Raw genomic sequence first — 21541 nt, 5'->3', positions numbered from 1 at the left:
GAGCAGGATTTGATCTTCCGATCGCTGTTGACGCGGGATTCCCTGATTGAATAAGCCCCTATAGGGGGCGGAATCCCACGTCAAAGGCGAACGCTTCGCTTCTACAGATTCAAATCCTACCCTCCGCTACATCTCGCCGCCGCCAAAAAGAATTTCCCCCAGCCCATAGGGTGGGGGAAGGTAAGAGCCGCCCGGCGATAGCTGCGCCCTATCGCCGTAAATCTTTCGCCGGATAAGTATCCCGGCGATAACGCCCCGTGGGCTAGGGCGCGATGGCGGAGCACTGTATTGGCTTTGATGCTGGAGTGCTGTGCTGCCAGCATTAACTTAGACTGGCAACGGTTTGCCGTAATCAAGTCAGGCAGGTAACAGTCATCATAGCACTCGCCCAACAGTTCCTATCTTTCAAAGCCGCCAAGCTGTTCTTATCGCAAATAACGTATTCAAGTAGCTCTTATCTCCATATCGTGCTGGGCGTGCATCCGCGCAGCGGGGGCACTTCATGCCCTAAGTTCCCTTTTTTAAAATTAGGGTGACTTTATGGAAACGGCGGTTAGCAGCGGAGTGGATGGAATCGTTCTGAAGAAGCGATAGCGTTCGCCTTTACCCCCGGATTTTACCCTTTAAAGGGTCTATACAATCAGATGAAATCCGGGGGTAACAGCGATCGGAAGAATGATCCATCCACGTAGCGGTCTCTAAACCCTCCGCACCCCATAACTTACCCAAAATGAAATGGCAGGAGCCTAATGATGATTCAAAAAATATTGTATCTTCGCAATTTTGCCAGCAAGGTGAACGGGGACTCATACAATTTACAGGAAATCGGCTTGGGCAAAGCACTCGTTCGGAAAGGCTTCGATTGCGACATTGTCTACTACAACGACCACAAGGAAACCCATCTGGAGCAGGTATACCATTACGAAGGCTGCACATTGCGCATCATCTGGCTCCACGGGTTGAAGTTCCTGAGCAACAGCATCTACAGGGATGTCCTCAAGGATTCGTTCTTGGCTGCTTATGATTTGGTCATTTCCACAGAATACAACCAGATCATGACTTATCTGCTTTCCCGCAAATGTCCCGAGAAGCTGATGCTGTATCACGGCCCGTACCGGGATAACACACATGCGCTGATCCGAAGATTGTACGATACCCTGCTACTGCCGAAGGTGGCAAAGTCTCTACGCTGTACCTATGTCAAATCCGATCTTGCCAAGCGCTATCTGGAGGATAAAGGCTTTCACAACGTTGTCACCCTTGGGGTTGGACTGGACCGCAGCAAAGTCGAGGAGACACACAGCAGCGGCAACGACAAAAGCGAAGATCGCGAGAAGAATCGTGAGGTCACGGATGAGCTGAGGCGGCTCGGGGATCGTCCGGTGCTACTGTATGTCGGCGTGCTGGAGGAGCGGAGAAATATACGTTTTATGCTAGGCATGTTCAAAAAGGTACTTCAAAAGCATCCCTGTTGCCTTTTGTTAATCGTCGGGGATGGGCGTAAAGCGGATACGGATCGCTATTGGGCCTATGCCCATGAGCTTGGGCTGACGGACAGTATTTTGCATTTTCCAAGAGTGGAGCAGCGGCATCTGTGGCAGATTTATGGAGCGGCGGATGTGATGCTGTTCCCGACTCATTACGATATTTTCGGTATGGTGCTGCTGGAAAGTATGCTGTTTCGCGTCCCGATTATTTCTTCGGTGAATGGCGGCTCGGTTACCTTGATCGAGGACGGGGTGAGCGGAGTGATCCTGAGCAGCTTTTCAGAGGAGGAATGGGTGAGTCGAGTCTCTGAATTGTTGGACAAAGCTGAGCTGAGACAAAGTATGGCGGAGCAGGCGTTTCTTACAGTCGAGCGTATGTCGTGGGATCGTATTGCGGAAGAAATGCTAAGTCACTCACGGATACAGCCCATGCAGCCCATGCACCATCCTATGCAATCCGGGCAGGAAAGAGGGACAGCCACGTGAGCAAACAGATCAGCATACAGACGGGGCCTCCAGTGCGTCCACAGGCTCCAAGCCTAGGCCATCATTATGTTCAGGGAGAGGCCCATCAGCCCAACAACTCGTCACCGTCGGATACAGCCAACCCTGTCCATCGACGTGAACATAGCCATAAAACGGTGGGCAGGGTGCTGGTCATCCATAACTTTTATCAGCAAAGCGGGGGAGAAGACAAGGTTGTCGAACAGGAATTGGCTATGCTGCGCTCCAGAGGGATAGAGACGGAGCATTATTATGTGCATAACGACAGCATCCAAAGCAAAGGGCTGGTTAACATGGCAAAGCTGGCAGTGGAGGCGGCATGGTCCCTGCCAGAGTTTAAAAGAATCAAAAAGCTGCTTCTGCGGGTGAAGCCGGATGTGGTGCATGTGCATAACTTTTTTCCGGTTATTTCGCCTTCCGTCTATCATGCCTGTGAACGATTGGGAATTCCGGTCGTCCAGACGCTGCATAATTACAGGCTGATTTGTCCGGCGGCTACCTTTATGCGAGGGAATGAGGTTTGTGAAAAATGCTTGCACGGCACCTTGCTGCATTCCATCCGCCACGGGTGTTACCGGGGTTCACAGCTACAGACGATTCCGGTGGCGGCGATGATCAAGTTCAACGATCTGATCGGCACATGGCAGCACAAAGTAAGCCGATATATTGCGCTAACCGAGTTTGCGCGGGAGAAATTTGCTGAAAGTGGCATTCCACCCGATCGTATCGCGGTAAAGCCTAACTTTATCCAACGTAAAGAGGTGGAAGCCGTGTATGACCCGGATGATCGTTACTTGTTGTTTGTGGGGCGGATCTCAGCTGAAAAAGGGGTGCGTAATCTGCTGCAAGCCTGGACACAGGTGGAAGATCGGGGCGACTTGAGACTGGTCATCATCGGGGATGGCCCGGAAAAGGCTGAACTGGCTGCCGCTTATCCGCAGGAGGACATTCGTTTTCTCGGCAAGCAGGATGGAGGCACGGTGCTGGATTGTATGAGCCGGGCCATGTATGTCATGGTCCCTTCCATTTGGTATGAAGGCTTTCCCATGACCATCGTAGAGTCCTATTCCGTGGGAACCCCGGTGTTGTGCAGCCGAATCGGGGCACTGGAGGAAGTGGTGGAGGATGGAGTGACCGGGTTCCATTTTCAACATGATGATATGGAACATATAAGTGCCGTAATCCGTCGTGCGACAGCCTATGAAAACTATCCAGCCATGAGACAAAAGGTTTCGGAAATATATGCTGCACGCTACACAGAAGAAGTGAATTACGAGCAACTGATGGCCATATACAGCGAGGCGATGGAGGAGCGTGATTATGAAGCAGCTGCCCCGGTATAGAGTCGGAAGGATTGCGGACGCAGATATTGCGGCGCTTACGTTTCAGGAAACAGTACACACGGTGGAGAAATGGGCAGTCGGACGCAAGGACAGCTATGTATGTATCTGCAACACGCATTCCATTGTTACAGCCGGAAATCAATCCGAGTTCCATGAAGCACTTGCGCGTGCAGATTTGTGTACCCCGGATGGTATGCCGCTGGTATGGGCGCTCAAGCTGTACGGATTTGAGCTTCAGGATCGGGTGGATGGCCCCAGTCTAATGCTCAAGCTGTGTGAACGTGCGCCGCAGACGGGATTAAGTATGTATTTTTACGGCAGCACGCCGGATACGCTGGACAGCTTGAAGGAAAGAGTGGAGCAGGACTACCCAGGAATCCGCATCGCGGGGGGCTTTTCACCGCCATTTCGGGAGCTTCGGCCGGATGAGGAGGAGCAGATTATTCATGACATCAATGCGTCAGGTGCGCATATCATTTTTGTCAGCTTGGGCTGTCCGAAGCAGGAAATATGGATGTATCGTAACAAAGACCGCATCCGTGGCGTGATGATTGGTGTAGGAGCGGCCTTTGACTATATCACCGGAAAGGTTCGCAGACCGCCGCTAATGATACAAAAGCTGGGACTGGAGTGGCTGTACCGCCTGATTAGCGAGCCGAAACGGTTGTGGAAGAGATACGCCTATAACAATCCGGTGTATATATACCGTTTTCTCAAATCCTATCGGCAGAACAAATGGCTGACGCTCCAGCATAATCGGCATGCAGGGAGAGGCGTAGAGAAGTGAAGCTGGTAAAAGTGTAATGTAGCGAGACAGCATGTAAAAGGGGGAGCCGCTTTGAAGCTATGTGTAATTGGTGCGGGGTATGTCGGACTGGTATCGGGAGTCTGTTTTGCCGCGCTCGGGAATACGGTCGTCTGTGTCGACCAGAATGAGGACAAAATTAGTCAGCTTCATGAAGGAAAAGTACCGATTTATGAGCCGGGGTTAAAAGGCTTGATCAAGGATAATGTCGAGCAGGGCCGACTGACCTTTACAACAGATACCACATCTGCGGTAGAGGGAGCGGAGATTGTTATTTTGGCAGTGGGTACACCTTCGTTGCCGGGCGGGGAAGCGAACCTGTCCTATATTGAAGGAGCCGCACGCGAGGTGGCAGACGCCATGAATGGCTACAAAGTGATTGTCACCAAAAGCACAGTGCCTGTCGGAACCAATGATCGTATTCACAGTCTGATCGCGAGCCGCACGAACTACTCTTTTGGCGTGGCTTCGGTTCCTGAATTTTTACGCGAAGGCTCGGCGGTAGCAGATACGCTCCAGCCGGACCGCATCGTGATCGGGGCATCCGATCCTCATGTCGCCGCTGTGTTGTGTACGCTGCATGAGCCGCTGACGACAAATATTTTGACCACAGATATCCGTTCGGCGGAGATGATCAAGTACGCGTCGAACGCTTTTTTGGCGACTAAAATTTCGTTTATTAATGAGATTGCGAATATCTGTGAGAAAGTGGGCGCAGACGTCACGCGTGTGGCACACGGCATGGGGCTGGATCAGCGGATCGGTTCCTCTTTTCTGTCCGCAGGCATCGGCTATGGCGGCTCTTGTTTTCCCAAGGATACACAGGCGCTGATCCAGATTGCGGGCAATGTGGATTATGAATTCAAGCTGCTGAAATCCGTGGTGGAAGTGAATCAGGGGCAGCGCTTTAATGTGATACGCAAGCTGGAAGAAGCCTTGGGTGATCTGGAAGGAGCCACGATTGGCATTTGGGGGCTGGCATTCAAGCCTAATACAGATGATGTAAGAGATGCTCCAGCGCTGGATATTATGCAGTCGCTTCTGGAAGCGGGGGCGCAAATACGTGCATATGACCCGGTCGCCACCGCCAACTTCCGCAGATTGCTCGACAGCTCGGAAGTGACGTGGGCCGATAGCGCACGAGAAGCGGCAGAAGGATGCGACGCGCTGTGCCTGCTAACCGAGTGGGAGGAATTTGGTGAGGTGGGGCTGGGCGAGCTGAACGAGCTTATGAAGCATCCCATTATGATCGACGGACGCAATGTGTACCGTGAGGAGCAAATCAGGCAGTCTGCCTTTGCATACTATTCTGTCGGCAGGCCGCAGATGAACAATCTGGATATGGATCGTCATCGGTCTGTAATGAACCCGTAAAGGGGGAGGCTCTGTATGAAACGATGGCTGAAAATAACATTAGGGGCCGCGGCATTATTGGTCGTAGGGGCTGCTGCCTACACCGCTTATGTGTATCATTCCTTTAAAACGGCGGCAAATGCGATGTATCATCCGCGCAGCATCGTGCAGCCTGGGGCGGTCTCTACCCTTGCAACGGGCGGAGCAGGGCGATCCGTAGGTACAGACACTGGATCAAGTACACCCAATCCGGCAGCCATCTCCCAGTTTAAGCCGTTCACCGTGCTGGTGCTGGGCGTAGATCGGCGGCCTCACGATCCAGGACGATCGGATACGATGATCGTCCTGTCTGTTAACCCTGCCGAAGGCTCTATGTTGATGTTCAACATTCCGCGTGATACGCGAACAGAGTTGATCGGCAGGGGGCGTGAGGACAAAATCAATCACGCTTTTGCTTTTGGGGGCGTGGATATGTCGATCCGTACGGTAGAACATTTTTTGAACCATCCGATAGATTACTATGTACAGATGAATATGGAAGGGTTTGCGAAAATGGTGGACCTTGTGGGGGGAGTCGAGGTTCATAATCCACTTGATTTTCAATATGAGGGCCATCATTTTGCACAGGGTAATTTGAACTTGAACGGGGCTGAGGCGTTGGCCTACGCTCGTATGCGTTTCGATGATCCGCGTGGGGATCTCGGAAGAAATGCCCGCCAGCGGGAGCTACTCAAGCAAATTCTTGCCCAGTCCATCAGCAAGGAAGGGTTGTTGAGGGTAAAACCGATACTGGAGGCGGCGGGGGAGCAGATTCGCACAGACATTACCTTTGACGATATGACCACCTTCCTGACTCGGATCGGTCCGTCCCTCAAGCAGACGGATACTGTTGAGCTGAAGGGACATGGGAGTAAAATCAACGGCGTGTATTATTACATTGTGGATAAGCAGGAACGCCAGCGTATCCATGGAGTGCTGGAGAAGCATATGCTTACCACTGCCATATCACCTTAGGTAAGCCTTATGTAGGCGGGTGCCCTTTGGGGAGGTCACCCGTTATTTTCTTCTAAAGTCTTCTAAACAAGGCTTGTCCCACATACATCTGTAGAGAATTCGGTATAGTCCAACAGAGGGAGGGGCAATGTGTGCTGTTCAGAAGAAGAGCGGCTTCGGCGTTCGTCCGCAAGCTGCTGTATTTTGCATTGATATGCGGGCTGTTATGGCTGCTGTGGCTGGGTCTGCGCGGGGTAATGTCTACAGGTGAGGGCGATCAGGCGGTAGAAGTGCTGAATAAGTTCTATACGATGGAGCAGTCAGGTAATTTTGGAGGCTCCTGGGAGCTTTTTCATTCACAAATGAAGAATAAATTCGAAAAATCCACGTATGTGCAGCAGCGTGCGCATGTGTTTATGCAGGATATGGGGACAGATACGTTCACATTCGAGCTGGGAGAGCCGCAGGCTGAATATGATATTCGCACAGAGCAGAGTGTAGACGAGCTAGGGAAGGTTTACCGTATTACGGTTACCCAGCATTACCAGACCCGGTTTGGTAATTTTGATATCGTACAGCCTTGTTATGTGACGCAGGAAGGTGAAGAATGGCGGGTGCTCTGGATATACAAGGATAAGGAATAGATAGGACGCGGTGTTTCTAACAGGTTAAATATGGTACAATACTTCCAAAACCGGAAATGAACAGCAAAATAGAATAGAGCTTCACTCCGGATGGAAGGAGTTTCATAGCATGCAGCAAGCGACAGGACAGCTTCCCGTCATACGTATGGAGGGTGTGAGTAAAATCATTTCCTCAAAAGCGATTGTGGACGATCTGACGCTGGAGGTTCCAGCGGGGCAGGTATTTGGTTTCCTAGGACCGAACGGTGCGGGAAAAACAACCACCATCCGTATGATGGTTGGCCTGATTTCGATCAGTAAAGGCGATATCCATATTTGTGGAGACAGCATCAAAACCGATTTTGAAAAGGCCGTTTCCCACGTTGGTGCGATTGTGGAGAACCCGGAGATGTACAAATTTCTGACCGGCTATCAAAATTTGCAGCATTTTGCGAGAATGTCACCGGGGGTGACCAGGGAGCGCATAGATGAGGCGATCCGCCTGGTAGGACTCGGAAACCGGATTCACGATAAAGTCAAAACCTACTCGCTCGGAATGCGGCAGAGACTCGGGGTAGCACAGGCGATCTTGCATCGGCCGAAGCTGCTCGTGCTGGACGAGCCGACCAACGGTCTGGACCCGCAGGGTATCCGCGAACTGCGGGATTATTTGCGACAGTTGAGCCGGAGCGAGGGAATTACAGTATTTGTATCGAGTCATTTGTTGTCCGAAATGGAGCTGATGTGCGACCGTGTCGCCATTATCCAAAGCGGACGGCTGATTGACATCAAGCAGCTAAAGAGCACAGGCGAAGAAGCCCAGACGGCGGAAATTGCTTTTGAAGTAAATGATCCCCAGCAAGCCTATGCGCTTGCCGGAGCAGGGCGCGTCGAAGGCAATCAACTGCTGCTGCATCTGGAACGGGAGCAGATAGCAGACATGAACAGCCTTCTGGCTGCAAATGAAATCAAGGTATATGCGATTCGTCCGGTGGCCCGTACGTTGGAAGATCAATTCTTGGAAGTGACGGGAGGCGGGTCCATTGGCTGACTTCTTCAAGCTGGTACATAACGAAAATCTTAAAATTTACTTGCGTGTACGGACGTGGATTATGCTAGGGCTGCTGGCGGTCATCACGGCTGTGATTCCGATGCTGATTGCCCTGGTTTCCGATCAGGTCAGCGTGTGGGATGGTATCGTGTTGACGGCGATGTTTACATTTTTCCTCAATACGACGTTTACGGTCATTGTAGCGGCTGATTCGGTGGCGGGTGAATTTACATGGGGAACCATCAAGCTGCTGCTGATCCGCCCTTGGACCCGCAGCAAAATTCTTTTGTCCAAATATATATCGGTCATCCTGTTCAGTCTGCTCGGAACGTTCATTTTGATAGCGATGGTTACGCTGTCCTCTTGGCTGATGTTATCCAAAGATACGCCAGCCGGTTCGATTCCGCCGTTCAGTGATCCGATTTCTTATGTAACACTGAACTTCTTGTACAGCTATATCGCTCTATTCGTGACCATCGCCTTTGCTTTTATGCTGTCCGCTGTTTTTCGTTCCAGCGCCTTGGCGATTGGCCTGTCTTTGTTCATGATGTTCACCAAAACAATCTATAATTCAATCGGTTTGTTTAGTACAGATCATTATGAATGGACTAAATACGTGCTGTTTACGCATATGGACCTGAAAAAATATCTCGAAATGCCGCCAGGCACAGTAAGTTCTGGTTTGACCTTTTCGCTCACCGTGCTGGCTGCCTATTATGTAGTTTTTATCGTAATTGCCTGGGTAGTTTTTGTAAAGCGGGATGTTTCAACCTAAACCCGATCCTCTGGTTCGATCTGATTTTCATAACATGAGAATTTCACCATATTCTGAAAGCAGTAAAAAGGACGTGTTAAATGGCTATCCATTTGCACGTCCTTTTTGTGCTGTTTTGGCGCTGTATCTATACAATTACCGCTACAGATTATGCGTGTCGGGGTATATTGCAACCTATTTTCAGCAAGAATCAATCAATAGGGTCGGTTTGCGTTTAAAGAGGTAGAAAGAAACAGATCAGAAGGGGGTGCTGCATGATATGTTGCCCAATAATCGTTTTTTTCGCCTGACTACAGGTATTGTCATGCTCTTGCTCATCATTTACTTGGGCACCAAAGTAAGTTTTATATTCAGCCCCATCGTATCTCTGGTCAGCTTGCTGGTTGTACCATTGATGCTGTCCTTTTTCTTCTACTATTTATTGAGGCCTGTGGTAGATGTGATGGAGCGAAGAAAAATCAAGCGTCCCGTCTCCATTTTGCTGATTTATCTGGTCATTGCCGCCCTGCTGTTTATTTTCTCATGGGGTGTATGGCCTACGCTGCGTGATCAAGTAACGAATTTATTTGAAAATGCGCCGAAGCTCATTAGCAGTCTGGTTGATCAATTGAGCCAATGGCGGCATAATCAATCCTTGAGACAAGTGCTGCCTCCGGGGGAAGATCCGCTGTCACGACTGTCGGATACGTTGAATGAGGCTTTTTCAGCTCTGTCCGATTATTCGGTTAAGCTGGTATCGTTCGTATCCTACTTTTTTATCGTCTTGGCTACCTTTCCGATTTTGCTCTACTACATGCTGAAGGAGGGGAGCAAGTTTGGTCCCAAAATGCTAAACTTCTTTCCTAAAAAATATCACAAGCACGCGCTGGAGGTCATGGAGGATATCGACAGTGCGCTCAGCAGCTTTATCGTGAGTCGGGTGCTGATAAATGTCGCGCTGGGTATTATGATGTTCCTTGGCTTTCTAATCATCGGTCTGCCTTACGCCTTGCTGCTTGCGGTCATTTCGATTTTTCTCAATTTTATCCCTTACGTGGGGGCTGTGGCGGCTTCCATACCCGTCGTCATTATCGGGCTTCTTGAATCACCTTCCATGGCGATCTGGTCGCTGGTCGTCGTGATCGCTGCCCAGCAAATTCAGGACAATTGGTTGTCACCTGTTGTGTTTGGCAAGCAACTGGATATTCATCCGCTGACCGTCGTCATACTGTTATTGGTAGGTGGTGACTTGCTCGGCATTTTGGGTATCGTTTTGGTTATTCCGCTGTATATGTGCGCTAAAATAGTGATACGCAAGGTGTATCATTTATTTTTGGAACGCAGGGTGGAGGATATAATGGAATGAATGGAGGATAGGATGGAGTAAATGGAATTATCCCGTTTCTGATTGCAGGGTCGCATGACTGGTTTCCCCGTCTTTGCGAGTACCGGATTGTGATTCAAGATCAGAATCGTCAGTTGAAGCAGACGGTTCTGCGTCTTGCGTTCGAATCATCTGACTCGTACCGTCCAGTACGCCGCCTTCGGAGATGACCAGCGAGGAGACGGCTACCTTGCCGTACAGTTCGCCCGTAGGCGTGATCGTCAGCCGTCCCTCTGTGGTGATGCTGCCGAATACCTTGCCGGCCAGGATGACGTCTCGTGCGATGATATCTGAACGCACGACAGCAGATTCCCCGATTACAACGGCGCGAGTGCTGTAGATATCGCCCTGAAAATGGCCATCAATCCGAATATTGGCCTCAGCCTCAATCGTACCTTCAAAGCTGGTGCCGTTAGCCAACAGCGTATCGGTTGCAGGAGCGGACAGCTTTTTTTTGGAGTCCTTGAACATGTTGTTTTCCTCCAATCCTTTATTGTACATACAGTAACGGATCGACAGGCTGATTATGCTTGACGATCTGAAAATGAAGATGAGGCCCCGTGCTTCTTCCCGTACTTCCCAGCCTGCCGATCATCTGCCCTTTATGGATTCGATCCCCTGGAGTCACCTGCATACTGCTCAGGTGCATATACCAGGACTGGAGTCCGTCAGGATGCTGGATGATAATGCACTTGCCCCGTGCCCCGCTGGAGGCTGCCTCCAGCACGGTGCCCGCTCCTGCGGCATAGACGGGATCACCCGTTTGTCCGGCAATATCCATGCCCGAATGGAAAGCCGATTTGCCCGTAAACGGGTCGCTGCGATAGCCGAAGCTGGAGGTCATCCGGCGCGAACCTACAGGCCATGCCGAAGGCTTGCCCTGTTCGGCAAGCGCCAGTCTGCGGGTTTGGAGCAACTGTGCGGCTTGCTTCTGCTCAAGGTTCTGCTGTACGGCGTTCGCCTGCTGAATAGAGCGGGGAACCGTGCGTTCTACCGTGTCCAACAGGGATTCGATTTCCTGAAAATCATCCATAGCTTGACGAGTAAGCATGGCTGTATTTTCATGAACTGTAATCAACTCGCCCCCGGTATTATGGCCGGAGGCATCCCAGGAGAGTGGGGTCATGGTCGCTTTGCTGCTACTGGTGGCAGAGGATTTTCCGTGTTTACGGATAAATTGCTGCATTTGCTGTTCCAGCTCCGTTACGCGCTGGAGGCGTTCGCGAATACTGGTGGCCTGATTCGTCAGCTCCATGACTTCGCGGCGCAGTCGCCCGATTGCTGCATCCTTGTCCGCTACCGTAACCTCCATCTGCAAGCTCTGGACGGCAAGATTCGTTTCCATTTGGGAGATGATATGGGAAGAACGGATTTGCAGCCCGATCACGAGTGTAGAGATGGACGCGATCACAAGGGTCGGGACGAGAATGACAGCGGCTGTAGAGCATTGTAGCTGCTTGGGCGGTTGCTGTGCATCCCGAATGACGAGCAAGGTCATCCGGCGATTTAGGCTTCCTTTTTTCATAATCGCTCCTTTCCGGACATCGCTCCTATAGTGCTTGGTTACTATCTATTCAGCTTTAGGGGCAAACATGTCAAAAAAATTGGAGCTTGGTATAAAACATAGATATATAAGGAGGCTTAAACATGCTGTGGTTGCTGTTGGTTTTAATTGTTTTTATTTTTCAGACCGGGACGATCCTGCTCTTTGAATTTCGCAAGCCGTCCAAGGCGGTAGCCTGGCTCTTTATTTTGTTCTGCTTCCCGCTCATCGGCTTTGTCGTGTACTACTTTGTTGCACAGGATTATAAGAAGCGCAAAATGGTGCGAAAAGCGGGATCACAGCTATTTCGTGAATTCCGCGAGCGCCTGTGGTCACAATCGAGGGTGATTGAGAATGTGGAACAAATGCACAATCCTCATTTCAAGCACCAGGAGCGTCTGTTTAACCAGCTAATTCGCATGTCGGAAAATCCGTTGACTGGCTGTAATCGCACCCGTGTGCTAACGAATGGGGAGGAGACCTTTGAGGCGATGCTGACAGCGATGGAACAGGCGCAGCATCATATTCATGTGGAGTTTTACATATTCCGGTCGGACGACATCGGTACCCAGTTTCAGGAGCTCATGATCCGCAAGGCGCGTGAGGGGGTGAGGGTTCGATTCGTTGTGGACGGCGTGGGGAGCTACAATTTGCCGTATTCCTTTATTCGTGCCTGTGGTGAGGCAGGTGTAGAGTTTCATTATTTTCTGCCCCCGTTTTTCGCGACGCTGGATCGCCGGATTAACTACCGGAACCACCGTAAAATCGTAGTGGTGGACGGACTGGTCGGGTTTGTTGGAGGAATTAATGTGGGCGACGATTACCTCGGCAAATACCCTAAGGTGGGATTTTGGCGGGACACGCATTTGCAGATTGAAGGAGATAGCGTCTATTTTCTGCAAAATGCTTTTTTGAGCGACTGGAAGCTGGCCTCCGGAGAACGGCTGATGGATGAGAATTTGTTTCCGCCACATACCTGTGAAGGAGATGAGGAGGTGCAGATTTTGAGCAGCGGTCCCGATCAGGTATGGGATACGATTCAGGAAATGTGCTTTGGTGCGCTGGCGGTTGCCAAGAAGCGGATTTGGATTACCACGCCGTATTTTATTCCCGATCCGGGGATTTATGAGGCGCTTAAGCTGGCGGCGGTCAGTGGCGTAGATGTGCGAATTATTATTCCATACAAATCGGATTCAAAGCTGGTGCATCTGGCGTCTCTGTCCTATGTACAAGAGCTTCTGGAGGCAGGTGTAGAATTTTATCAATACCGTAAAGGGTTTATTCATGCCAAAGTCGTCATTGTGGATGATTTACTCGGTTCGGTTGGGACCGCCAATATGGACATGCGCAGCTTTTTCTATAATTTTGAGTTAACCGCTGTTCTCTTTGCACGGTCAGCGTTGGAACGGCTTTCGGCAGATTTTGAAGAGGACATTTCCAACTCCTTGCGCATAGATTTGGACGTGTTCCGCAAACGCTCTCGATCTCAGAAAACAGTTGAAATTCTGGCTCGCATGCTCTCTCCGCTCCTTTAAAGGCGGTTTTCGCCGTTTTTATCAATATAATCCCGCTTTATTGAGGTTTATGTGCTTTTTGCTAACTTTTTTGCGCAAAATCACAGTTTTATGGTATAGTATTCATATAACACAAGCGCGGTGAAGGAGAAGGGACTGCGGAATGCAGCCCCTTTTTCGCTCCAATATACCATACTGTAACGGGGGGGATTTATATGAGTGTAGTGGGCAAGGAAGTCCAAAATCTGTCTGAGATCACAGATGTGACCGGAGAGTTGACCAAGATCAGCAAAATTCCAGCCAATCCTAAAAACAAAGCAAAACGCCTGTTTCAGCGTGCGGCCATGATTATTTTCGGTGCAGCGCTTATGTCAGTGGGCCTCGAAATATTCCTGGTTCCTAACGGCGTTATCGACGGTGGGGTCACAGGTATTTCCATTATGGCCTCCAAGATTACTGGCTATCCACTCGGCATTTTCCTGACCCTGTTGAACCTTCCATTTTTGGTTATCGGCTACAAGCAAATCGGTAAAACCTTCGCTTTATGCACATTATTCGGCATTATCGTGATGTCCATCGGAACCACGTTACTTCACAGTGTAAATGCGTTGACCCCTGGCGAACCACTGCTCGGCGCTATTTTTGGCGGTGTCATTCTCGGCGTTGGGGTAGGTCTTGTCATTCGGTCCGGCGGCTCGCTGGATGGAACAGAGATCGTAGCTATTCTCGTCAATGAAAAAACTCCTTTTTCGGTCGGTGAGATCGTACTTTTCGTTAACATCTTCATTCTGGGCAGCGCAGGCTTTGTATTTGGTTGGCCGAATGCCCTGTACTCCATGATTGCTTATTATATTGCGATGAAAATGATTGATATTACCATCGAAGGTCTGGATCAGTCCAAATCAGTCTGGATTATTAGTGAAAAATACCGCGACATCGGGGATGCCCTGACGGACCGTCTTGGACGGGGCGTAACCTATCTGGAAGGTGAGGGCGGCTTTACAGGCGAAAGCAAGAAAGTCATTTTCGTTGTCATCACCCGTCTGGAAGAAGCGAAGCTGAAGACCATCGTTGAAGATTGGGACCCACATGCCTTTGTGGCAATTGGTAACATTCACGATGTGAAGGGCGGACGCTTCAAGAAAAAAGGAATACACTAGCGCAAGGGGACGATTCCTCAGTCGATTTTACGGCTGTGGAGTTCGTCCCCTTTTTTATTTGGCGCGCATATGCTTGAGAACATCCTCGATGGGCTGGGGAGGGATCTTGGCGATCAAGTCGCCCACCTGATTTAGCCGTTCCTCAATATTCAGCAAATGATAGTCAAGCGGCGATACGTCTTGTCGCACCTCGTCCCATGTCAGTGGGGTGGATACCGTAGCGCCAGGGCGTGCTCGCGGGGTATAGGGAGCGGCCAGGGTTTTTCCTTGATAATGCTGCAAATAATCAAAATAGATAGCGGTTCCCCGATCCTTTTTTAACCGTTCCAGTGTGAACAGATGCGGGTGTTTTTCGGTTACGAACTGTCCCACCAGCAGACCGATGCTGCGAAGCTCATCGAAGGTGATGCCTGTGCGGATCGGGACGATAATTTGCACACCCGTGGCTCCGGATGTTTTGGGTACAGATTGCAAACCAAGCGAAGCCAGCACCTCACCGACGATGGACGCCGCTTCCATAATGCGGGGCTCCACCTCTCTGGACGGATCAAGGTCAATCATCCATTCACAGGGCAGTGTGCTTCCAGCTTGATGCAGGGAGGGATGAAACTCCAGCGCCGCCTGATTGCCGAGCCATAGCAGTTGTGGCAGCGTGCCGAGCACCATATATTCAATACCGTCATGCTGGAAGGTTTCGATGTAGTCCGGCCGGGGCTGCGGGGCATTTTTTTGGTAAAAAAAATCCCCGTGAATGCCGTGCGGCCAACGGATGACAGTCAGTAAACGGTTGTGGCTATATTTGAGCAGAAAAGGGGCCAGCACCGCAAGCTTGCGAAGATACAGCGCTTTGGTGACGCCAGCTTCGGGCCACAGGGGTTTATCCGGGTTGGTGATAGGAATTTCCAGACCTTCGATGGTAATGATGCCTTTAACAGCTTGTCCCATAACGCTACGCTCCTTCTTTTAGCCTCAGTCTATACAAACCTTCTATTAACAGCCTGGATGATGTGCCTGTAGATGTAGTTATGGATTAACATGAGCGTCATGTACAGAATTTATCCGCCAAAGGGATTGACAAGATACAATATGTATCATAAATTTATAATAAAATACGAAATGTATCTATTAAATGTCTTGAGCAGATTAGAGGAGGCGTTTCCTTGATTGATAAGCAAGGCGGGGGACTGGTTTTCCTGCTTAGTGTCCCCCGAAGTGGAAGCTCGCTAGTAACCACCATTTTACAAAATCACTCTCGCTTGTTTGCCACGCAGGAAATGTGGTTCCTGCTCAGTCTGTATGATCTTCCCCAGTCACAAACACGTCCCTATGGAGGAACCGGAATCATCCGGCAATTTTTTAACGGTATGGTTCCTCGGCACGTATTGGAGCAGGCTTCCCGATCGTATGCACTTGAAATCTATAACGGGCTGCTTGAAGGGACTAACGCAGATATGGTTATCGACAAATCCCCGCGTTACTATACGGTGCTGGAATTTATAGACTGCCTTTTCCCGGCAGCCCGCAGGTTGTGGCTTATCCGTAATCCTTTATCTATCGTGGCTTCATTCAAAAAAGTTAATCAGATGCGCGGCGAACGCTTTCATCTGCTGGAGGAGCTGGAGAGCTCGCATTTTAATATGAAAATGACGGATATTACGGTCGGTTTGTTCCGTTACGCACATTATTTTGCCACACCTCATCCGCTTGCATACCCGCTTGTGTATGAGCAGCTTGTAGCTAATCCGGCGGTGGAGATCGGGAAGCTGTGCGATTTTCTGGGCGTAGATTATGAACCGGGTATGGAAAAGTACGGGGACTTTGCGGATACGCCTAAATCCAGTCTGTTTTACAGCATGGGAGCGGGTGATCCGTTCGTGGGGGAGCATGAGCAGACGCACCAGGACTCGGTACATAGCTGGCAACATCTGTTGAACAAAAAGGAAATTGAGCTGTATTGCAGAAGCATTGGAGCTCGTATATTTACACAGCTTGGCTATGGGGAAGCGCTGGAACAGGCCGAGCGTATCACTGGTGTAAAGTTTGAAGAGGAGGCGAATGTGGAGCTACTAAGTCGGCGTACGAGCCAATTTCTCCAACAAAGCGGCTTTGAATGGAAGAACGCTTATCGAATGCTGGAAAAGCAGGATGCGGATAACAGGGAATTCATAATAAAAGCAGGGCGGAAACCTGCACTTCATGATTCTCTAGAGAAGGACGTTGTACAGGTTGTAAATGATAGACGGCTCCAATCGCTGGAAAACAGGCTGGCACATAGCTATGAGGAGCGGAATCGTCTTATCGCACAGCTCAAAACCTACCAAGGCAGAAATCAGCGGCTCCGATCTCGTATCCCCTTTGCCCGTCAGCTGTGTCGCTGGGCGTCCGTAGCGTTATCGGGAATGAAAAAAGAAAAAGGGGGGAAAACGTGAGTGCGATTGCCGGAATATACAGCTTTGGGCATGAGTCCGTATGCACCGAAGAAGGCGGTAAAATGATGCAAGCGCTGCGAAAATATCCCGCTGACCGCGTATGCGCCTGGTGTGAGGGTTCCATATTTTTGGGCTGTCATGCCCAGCATGTGACACCAGAATCCGTTCATGAGCGTCTCCCTTTCTATGACGAGGAACGGAATTTGGCGATCACGGCGGATGCGATTATTGACAATCGTTCCGAGCTGTTTGAACGGCTGGGGGTGGGACAGGAAAGGCGGCAAGACATCACGGACAGCGAGTTGATTTTGCTGGCATACGACAAATGGACGCTTGACGCAGCCCGCTATCTAATAGGCGATTTTGCCTTTGTTATTTGGGATGCCAAACGGCACAGATTATATGGCGCTCGGGATATGGCAGGAAGCCGTACGCTGTATACATACCAACATGACCGAGGGTTTGCGTTCAGTACAGTAGTAGCCCCTCTTTTGGCTCTGTCTTCCCTGCGAAAAGAACTGCATGAGCCGTGGCTGGCGGAATTTCTGGCCATCCGGGCCATGCAGGAATCCATCGATATTGGGACTACTGCTTATAAGCATATAAACCAGCTTCCACCCGCCCATTGGTTCACCATGGAGGAGGGAAAGCGAACCATCTATAAATATGCCTCTTTGGAGGATGTGGAGCCGCTGCGACTCAAAACCGGCGGCGAGTACGTCGAGGCTTTTCGCGAGGTATTCTCACAGGCGGTGAATGCCAGATTGCGCACGCATCGCGCCGTGGGGGCGGCCTTGAGTGGCGGTCTGGATTCCGGTGCGGTTGCTAGTTTTGCAGCGCCGTCGCTGCGATTGCAGCAAAAGCCTCTTCATGCGTACAGTTATGTGCCCGTACAGGATTTTACGGATTGGACACCGTCGACACTGCTGGCGAATGAACGGGCTTATATTCAATCCACGGCTCGATATGTGGGCAACATTCACGAAAATTACCTGGATTTTGAGGGGAAAAGTCCATTTTCAGAAATTGATATCTGGCTGGAATTGATGGAAGCTCCCTATAAATATTTTGAAAATTCGTTCTGGATCAGGGGTTTTTATGAAAAAGCACAAGAGGAAAATGTAGGTGTGCTACTGACCGGGGCGCGAGGAAATTTTACCATTTCGTGGGGACCTGCACTGGACTATTATGCCCGTCAGCTTCGTCGTTTTCACTGGCTGCAATCCTTTCAGGGGTTGTGGCGGTACAGTAAGCTGACCGGAAGGCGGATATCCCAATTATTACCCGTGATGCTAAAAAAAGCAACCGCGCTCGACTCCCGTTTATGGTTAGGTGGCGGCAATCGAAGTCCTGTTCCTTCACTCATTCACCCGGAGTTCGCCAAGCGGATGAATGTGGAGGACATTCCGGCTTTGAGCGGAACCGGATGGATGAAGAACGCCGATCAGACGAGAAAAGAGAAATTCACGAATTTGGCGATTGCGAACAAAAATGGTGTAGTCGCGACCAAGCTGTCGCTGCGTTATGGTCTGTGGGAGCGCGACCCGACCGGAGACAGTCGGGTAATCCGCTTTTGCCTGTCAGTGCCCTTTGAGCAGTATGTGCAAAACGGCCGGGATCGCGCACTCATTCGCGGAGCCATGCGGGATTATTTGCCCGATGATGTCCGGTTGAACCAGCGTGTACGCGGTGTACAGCCTGCGGATTGGCTACACCGAATGCTCCCCTGCTGGGAGACGTTTATGGGGGAGCTTCAACTGCTGTGCCATGATTTACATGCCGCCGAATTTCTCAATATCGATGTCATCAAAATGGCTATGGCGAAGTTTCGCCAACCGCGACCGGAGCAGGCGTCCGATCCCAACATACGGCTGCTGATGCACAGTCTGATTGTGTACCGTTTTATACGCAGATTTAACTGATCCGGTCTATCCGGTCAGACAGCTACGTCGTTCGTTGGAGGGGAGGTGATGACATGAGTAAAAAAGAATGGCAGGAGCCCACCATAGAGGTGCTGGATATTAACCAGACGATGGCAGGTAAGGGCTGGAAAGAAATTGACTGGGTATCTGATCACGACGCTGACCTGGTTAATCCAAGCTAACAGATGACATACATGATTCTTTAAGCGGGCTATATTCGTTGCACAAAGCCGTCTTTATTTCTATTGGGTTGAAGGCGTTGCTCAATGAAATAAAGGCGGGATTTTTAAAGAGCAGGGGGAGAGGGTCCTATCGTGCATGACAGTAGTACACGTAGTATCAGTTTGGAGGTATATACGGCATTTGGGCTCAAGATTGCCAGTGAGCTGGAATTACCTGAACTGATACCCGCAGCGCCGGGAGTGGTGGAGGATGTGGTTATTCGTCAGGCTGATTTGACTGAATGGGGCGAACAACTGGAGCAAACGCATTTTATGATAGAGGGCGAGAGCTTTATGTTTCACGTACCGGGTACGGCTATTTATGCTGTCAGGGGTGGCAAAGAGGTTGAGGTATGCGTATACCACGGAGCTGATCCTGACACCGTGCGTTTGTTTGTGCTTGGCACATGCATGGGCGTGCTTCTGTTACAGAGAAGGATATTGCCTCTTCACGGAAGTGCGGTAGTCATTAGAGGCAAGGCCTATGCTTTCGTGGGCGAATCCGGAGCAGGAAAATCGACGCTGGCTGCTGCTTTTACACAGGCAGGCTATAAGATAGTCAGTGATGATGTTATTGCTGTGCAAGCTACGGCTTCCAAAACCATAGTCTATCCAGCTTACCCGCAGCAAAAATTAGGTTTGGAAAGCATGCTCCAGCTTGAGGCTTTACAGGAAAATAAACATGGACATTTGCGTAAGCTTACAGGTGAGCTGAATAAATATGCCGTGCCAACAGTCGATTCTTTTCACAACGAGCCGCTTCCCTTGGGAGGTGTATTCGAGCTGGTGGCAGAGTCTCCAAACCGTGAGTTCCAACGCGAAGGGGAGTTAAAGGCGGTTATAGAACATTCTTTGAACATGCTGGAATGCTTGCATACGTTATTGCTTCATACATATCGCAGGGTGGTTATTCCGCGAATGAGTCTGGGTGAATGGCAATTTGGAACGGCAGCCCGTGTGGCCCGGCAGGTGGAGGGCTGGCGACTACTGAGGAATAGCTCGGCTTTTACCGCGTCCGAGATTGTACACCGGGTACTTGATATCATTTGCAGGGAGGAAGACAGCTATGGCAGCTAATCATTCGACAAAGGATCATGACCGTGTCATTCACGGTGAGGAAGTGTATGTCAGTGACATGGACGGGGAAAAGGTCATGATGAGCATCAACACAGGAAAATATTATAATCTCGGCTTCACGGGAGGACGAATCTGGGAACTGGCGGAATCCTGCCCTTCACTTGGGGAGATCGTAGCTGCTCTGACGGATGAATATGAAGTGGACGAGGAACGGTGCAGGCAGCAGGTACATACCTTTGTGGCTGAACTGGAACGGGAAGGATTGCTAAAGCTTCTGCGGGAGTCGGTTTAAAATGTGGGTTCAACGCCTTCGTCGTCTATCCCCGGAGGTCAGGAGACTGCTGCCGGAGGCCTGGCTGCAACTGGGATGGGCGCGTCTTCATCAGCATCGTCCATTTGAAGATTATGCACGCGGTTGGGGAATACGAATGGAAGAAACCTCTTGGGAATGTGATGCCCGGCAGAAGCAATCCGTGCGGCATATTTCACATGCTGTGGAGCTGGCGAGCCGTTATACCCCTTGGCGCAGTAGCTGTCTTGTGCAGGCTGCCGCCGCAATGACATTGCTGGGTCGCAGAAAGCTGGACTGCACGCTGTATCTTGGCACAGCCAAGACTGCTGCGGGACATTTGGCGGCACATGCCTGGGTGCGGAGTGGACCGATTTATGTTACGGGCGAACGGGAGATGGGGGCGTTTACCGTGGTGGGCACCTTCGGCAGGCGTGCTGTGACGGCCCACAATACGAAGATTGCTGAAAGTATGTCCACCAATACTGTTCTGGAACCTGACCGTTGGAATGAGGATCAGGAATTGACGCTGCTGCTCTTTTTACTGCGAAAAGATGCCACTTCAAGGCTGGATGCAGTCCATGCTGCTGATCTGTATGGATTGGATTGGACCCGCTTGTTGCGGCTGGCTGAACACCATCGGGTGGTACCTGCGGTATATCTCCAGTTGAAAAAAATAAACCATCCGGCCATTCCTGCTGAATTGCTGCGCAACCTTCAGGCGCAATATCACCGGAACACCCTGCGTATGCTACACCTGCAAGCGGAAGCCGGGCGTGTGACCGGGCTGCTCATGAATCATGGCATTCGTGTACTTATGCTCAAGGGTCCTGTCTTGGCGCAGCAATTGTACGGGGATGTTTCACTGCGTACCTCCAAGGACGTGGATCTGCTCATTGCCCCGGACGACATGGATCAGGCGGAGCATTGGATGCGGGAAGCCGGGTATGTATCCAAAAGCGGAGAAGCACGTGTACTGGGCAGTTGGAAATGGAAGGACCATCATGCGTCCTTTCTTCATCCGCATAAGCGGGTAGAGATAGAGCTGCATTGGCGGCTCCATCCGGATGCAGGCGGAGAACCTTCATT

21 protein-coding genes are annotated in these 21541 nt (G+C 50.6%); 17 read left to right on the top strand and 4 right to left on the bottom strand.

Annotated features, from left to right (window positions below):
- Positions 1-116: 116 nt before the first annotated feature.
- Positions 117-392, bottom strand: a complete 276-nt coding sequence (locus tag L696_RS30290; RefSeq protein WP_155985334.1) for a hypothetical protein — start codon at positions 390-392, stop codon at positions 117-119.
- Positions 393-752: 360 nt separating this feature from the next.
- Between L696_RS30290 and L696_RS0107170 the strand changes: the two genes are divergently transcribed.
- From L696_RS0107170 to L696_RS0107130, 9 genes are all read left to right on the top strand, one after another.
- Complete coding sequence (locus tag L696_RS0107170; protein WP_025683035.1) at positions 753-1973, top strand: glycosyltransferase family 4 protein; 1221 nt, start codon at positions 753-755, stop codon at positions 1971-1973.
- A gap of 155 nt (positions 1974-2128) precedes the next feature.
- A complete protein-coding gene (locus L696_RS0107165; RefSeq protein WP_025683034.1) occupies positions 2129-3334 on the top strand; it encodes a glycosyltransferase in 1206 nt (401 codons plus the stop codon).
- The gene (locus L696_RS0107160; protein WP_025683033.1) at positions 3312-4121 is read left to right on the top strand and encodes a WecB/TagA/CpsF family glycosyltransferase; all 810 of its coding nucleotides are present in this window, start codon (positions 3312-3314) and stop codon (positions 4119-4121) included. The genes L696_RS0107165 and L696_RS0107160 overlap by 23 nt, the downstream gene beginning before the upstream one ends.
- 51 nt (positions 4122-4172) lie before the next feature.
- Entirely contained in the window at positions 4173-5513 is a 1341-nt protein-coding gene (locus L696_RS0107155; protein WP_025683032.1) for a UDP-glucose dehydrogenase family protein, read from the top strand.
- Positions 5514-5528: 15 nt separating this feature from the next.
- Positions 5529-6506 carry an LCP family glycopolymer transferase gene (locus L696_RS0107150; protein WP_025683031.1) on the top strand — a complete coding sequence of 326 codons (978 nt, stop codon included), beginning with the start codon at positions 5529-5531 and terminating at the stop codon, positions 6504-6506.
- Between the two features lie 131 nt (positions 6507-6637).
- A complete protein-coding gene (locus L696_RS0107145) occupies positions 6638-7129 on the top strand; it encodes a hypothetical protein (protein ID WP_025683030.1) in 492 nt (163 codons plus the stop codon).
- 109 nt (positions 7130-7238) lie between these two features.
- Positions 7239-8159 carry an ABC transporter ATP-binding protein gene (locus L696_RS0107140; protein WP_025683029.1) on the top strand — a complete coding sequence of 307 codons (921 nt, stop codon included), beginning with the start codon at positions 7239-7241 and terminating at the stop codon, positions 8157-8159.
- Positions 8152-8934: an ABC transporter permease gene (locus tag L696_RS0107135; protein ID WP_025683028.1), complete on the top strand. Its 783-nt coding sequence runs from the start codon at positions 8152-8154 to the stop codon at positions 8932-8934. The genes L696_RS0107140 and L696_RS0107135 overlap by 8 nt, the downstream gene beginning before the upstream one ends.
- A gap of 259 nt (positions 8935-9193) precedes the next feature.
- Entirely contained in the window at positions 9194-10279 is a 1086-nt protein-coding gene (locus tag L696_RS0107130; protein WP_025683027.1) for an AI-2E family transporter, read from the top strand.
- A 27-nt stretch (positions 10280-10306) separates the two neighbouring features.
- Here L696_RS0107130 and L696_RS0107125 read toward each other — a convergent pair whose 3' ends face one another.
- Together L696_RS0107125 and L696_RS0107120 are read right to left on the bottom strand one after the other, a co-directional pair.
- On the bottom strand, positions 10307-10768 hold the full coding sequence (locus L696_RS0107125; RefSeq protein WP_025683026.1) for a bactofilin family protein: 462 nt from the start codon (positions 10766-10768) through the stop codon (positions 10307-10309).
- 19 nt (positions 10769-10787) lie between these two features.
- Positions 10788-11822, bottom strand: coding sequence for a M23 family metallopeptidase (locus L696_RS0107120; protein ID WP_025683025.1), 1035 nt, complete (start codon positions 11820-11822; stop codon positions 10788-10790).
- Positions 11823-11944: 122 nt separating this feature from the next.
- On the opposite strand from L696_RS0107120, the gene cls reads away from it, so the two are divergent.
- Together cls and L696_RS0107110 are read left to right on the top strand one after the other, a co-directional pair.
- Positions 11945-13375, top strand: a complete 1431-nt coding sequence (gene cls / locus L696_RS0107115) for a cardiolipin synthase (RefSeq protein ID WP_025683024.1) — start codon at positions 11945-11947, stop codon at positions 13373-13375.
- 194 nt (positions 13376-13569) lie between these two features.
- On the top strand, positions 13570-14514 hold the full coding sequence (locus L696_RS0107110; protein ID WP_025683023.1) for a YitT family protein: 945 nt from the start codon (positions 13570-13572) through the stop codon (positions 14512-14514).
- 54 nt (positions 14515-14568) lie between these two features.
- Here L696_RS0107110 and ligD read toward each other — a convergent pair whose 3' ends face one another.
- A complete protein-coding gene (gene ligD / locus L696_RS0107105) occupies positions 14569-15459 on the bottom strand; it encodes a non-homologous end-joining DNA ligase (RefSeq protein ID WP_025683022.1) in 891 nt (296 codons plus the stop codon).
- A gap of 215 nt (positions 15460-15674) precedes the next feature.
- Between ligD and L696_RS0107100 the strand changes: the two genes are divergently transcribed.
- The 6 genes from L696_RS0107100 to L696_RS31815 form a co-directional block, all read left to right on the top strand.
- A complete protein-coding gene (locus tag L696_RS0107100) occupies positions 15675-16943 on the top strand; it encodes a sulfotransferase family protein (RefSeq protein WP_025683021.1) in 1269 nt (422 codons plus the stop codon).
- The gene (locus tag L696_RS0107095) at positions 16940-18865 is read left to right on the top strand and encodes an asparagine synthase-related protein (RefSeq protein ID WP_025683020.1); all 1926 of its coding nucleotides are present in this window, start codon (positions 16940-16942) and stop codon (positions 18863-18865) included. Before L696_RS0107100 ends, L696_RS0107095 begins: the two co-directional genes overlap by 4 nt.
- Before the next feature lie 53 nt (positions 18866-18918).
- Positions 18919-19047, top strand: coding sequence for a paeninodin family lasso peptide (locus L696_RS30285; protein ID WP_149094479.1), 129 nt, complete (start codon positions 18919-18921; stop codon positions 19045-19047).
- A gap of 132 nt (positions 19048-19179) precedes the next feature.
- Positions 19180-20163 (top strand): dephospho-CoA kinase, encoded by a 984-nt coding sequence (locus L696_RS0107085; RefSeq protein ID WP_025683019.1) that lies wholly within the window; start codon positions 19180-19182, stop codon positions 20161-20163.
- Positions 20153-20455, top strand: a complete 303-nt coding sequence (locus L696_RS0107080) for a lasso peptide biosynthesis PqqD family chaperone (protein ID WP_025683018.1) — start codon at positions 20153-20155, stop codon at positions 20453-20455. Before L696_RS0107085 ends, L696_RS0107080 begins: the two co-directional genes overlap by 11 nt.
- A 1-nt stretch (position 20456) precedes the next feature.
- Positions 20457-21541: lasso peptide biosynthesis B2 protein (locus L696_RS31815; protein ID WP_245233310.1), on the top strand; the 1085-nt coding region annotated here is incomplete at its 3' end.

This window comes from Paenibacillus maysiensis (genome assembly GCF_000520815.1).
Classification (GTDB): Bacteria; Bacillota; Bacilli; order Paenibacillales; family Paenibacillaceae; genus Paenibacillus; species Paenibacillus maysiensis.
The sequence above is the reverse complement of the archived record's forward strand: the minus strand, read 5'-3'. Positions and strand labels throughout refer to the sequence as shown.

Excerpts from the sequence above, each read along its gene's own strand:
- L696_RS0107170 (WP_025683035.1), top strand. The coding sequence starts at position 753 with ATGATTCAAAAAATATTGTATCTTCGCAATTTTGCCAGCAAGGTGAAC.
- L696_RS0107140 (WP_025683029.1), top strand. The coding sequence starts at position 7,239 with ATGCAGCAAGCGACAGGACAGCTTCCCGTCATACGTATGGAGGGTGTG.
- L696_RS0107130 (WP_025683027.1), top strand. The coding sequence starts at position 9,194 with ATGTTGCCCAATAATCGTTTTTTTCGCCTGACTACAGGTATTGTCATG.
- L696_RS0107150 (WP_025683031.1), top strand. The coding sequence starts at position 5,529 with ATGAAACGATGGCTGAAAATAACATTAGGGGCCGCGGCATTATTGGTC.
- L696_RS0107125 (WP_025683026.1), bottom strand. The coding sequence starts at position 10,768 with ATGTTCAAGGACTCCAAAAAAAAGCTGTCCGCTCCTGCAACCGATACG.
- L696_RS0107080 (WP_025683018.1), top strand. The coding sequence starts at position 20,153 with ATGGCAGCTAATCATTCGACAAAGGATCATGACCGTGTCATTCACGGT.
- L696_RS0107110 (WP_025683023.1), top strand. The coding sequence starts at position 13,570 with ATGAGTGTAGTGGGCAAGGAAGTCCAAAATCTGTCTGAGATCACAGAT.
- ligD (WP_025683022.1), bottom strand. The coding sequence starts at position 15,459 with ATGGGACAAGCTGTTAAAGGCATCATTACCATCGAAGGTCTGGAAATT.
- L696_RS0107160 (WP_025683033.1), top strand. The coding sequence starts at position 3,312 with ATGAAGCAGCTGCCCCGGTATAGAGTCGGAAGGATTGCGGACGCAGAT.
- L696_RS0107120 (WP_025683025.1), bottom strand. The coding sequence starts at position 11,822 with ATGAAAAAAGGAAGCCTAAATCGCCGGATGACCTTGCTCGTCATTCGG.
- L696_RS30285 (WP_149094479.1), top strand. The coding sequence starts at position 18,919 with ATGAGTAAAAAAGAATGGCAGGAGCCCACCATAGAGGTGCTGGATATT.
- cls (WP_025683024.1), top strand. The coding sequence starts at position 11,945 with ATGCTGTGGTTGCTGTTGGTTTTAATTGTTTTTATTTTTCAGACCGGG.